Below are 1,392 nucleotides of genomic sequence, written 5' to 3'. Positions count from 1 at the left end.
GTAATGCCAGTCAGTTAAGAAATTGACTGGCATTTTCTTGGGTATTTCAGTGGTTTACCTTTCACAACTCTTGGGCAACTTCTAACCCTCCTCTCAGGCAAAACATACCTCCTAGATTTCTCCAGTAAACTTTCTAGATGTTTGGGTAAATTCCCTGCGGAGTCTAAAGAGTCGAATCTTAATATATTAAGGATGCCGATAGATGCAATATGAAAGCTGATTCTCAAAGGACTGACTTTTGCACGTTGAGCCATATATTTCATTTGTCTTCTTAGAATATTATAAGCAATGAAGACACCCCATAATTCTTGATAAATTAAATCAGGTTGCTTGCTCCTCAAATGCTTACTTTCCTGTAAATCACTTTTGATTTCTCGGTAACACATTTCTATTTCCCAGCGCTGAGCATAAAGCTTTGCTAAGGCTAGCAGTGGATATATCTTTGAATCTATTAATGAAGTGATATAGCGTCTAATTTTTCCTGCCTGCTCAACTTCAATCAAACGCGCTTCCCAATAATCCCCTAATGTTGAATTCAGCTTCTTGGCTCTTGCTGATATTGGCATCCTGATATGAAAGTCATGCTGGGAATTACGCTTAATGATCTCATAGCGTAAATTATCTTTTGCGCGCATAAGCCAATGGCTTGCCTCTGCACGTGTTTGCCATCCTATTAGAAAATCAGCAGAAAAATAGGCTCGATCAAACAGAGTAATACTATGCGATGGAGGACATAATCGATTTGCCAGTGTAAGTTCACCTTGATCCATGCTACCTATTTGGGCATCAATGATTTCATGGGTGTTGGTATTCACCAGACAGGTTGCTCTCACTTGCGGATAAGGTGCTACCGCAGTTTTACCCTTAGATGAGCCAAAGTGTGCAAAATTCTCATCTGTATAAGGCATAGACCAAACCACCCCGTCAACAGCACATACACTAAGGCCATGAAAGTTTGAGTATTGCTGTTGGGATTCTTCAAACCAGGCTTGGCTGAGTAGAGAAAACAAGGCATTCAAGGGCTCTCGCCCTAAGCGTTGTCGTGCTTGTACTGCTGCACTGGGAACGCAATATTCTGTGGTACCAAACACAAGTTTTAGTTGCTCTACCACATACCCGATCGGTTGATCTCGAAACAGGGCAAGCCCAATCACCAGCCATACCACATGTTCGGCAGGTAATTTTCTTCTCCTGATAGAAGCCTTACCTGTTTGACGCAGGCTCTCTTCAATCCAATTTAAATCAATGAATTCACTGAAATGGCTAAGTGAAGGTAGAGAATGTTGAAGAGTACAATCTAAATTTTCAGATAAAGTCATAAAAAAATGAGCGTATTGGCATACACTCATTTTTACTACATTTTTCTAATGTCTGCTTAACTGACTGGCATTA

The 1,392-nt window shown here is 40.5% G+C and carries 1 protein-coding gene; it reads right to left on the bottom strand.

The window, feature by feature from the left end:
- Positions 1-14 precede the first annotated feature (14 nt).
- Positions 15-1,319, bottom strand: coding sequence for an IS4 family transposase (locus tag FTV13_RS15510; RefSeq protein ID WP_159124039.1), 1,305 nt, complete (start codon positions 1,317-1,319; stop codon positions 15-17).
- Positions 1,320-1,392: the final 73 nt, after the last annotated feature.

Origin of the sequence: Acinetobacter sp. YH12235, assembly GCF_013417705.1 — a bacterium.
Classification (GTDB): domain Bacteria; phylum Pseudomonadota; class Gammaproteobacteria; order Pseudomonadales; family Moraxellaceae; genus Acinetobacter.
This window is presented reverse-complemented; position numbering and strand designations above follow the sequence as displayed.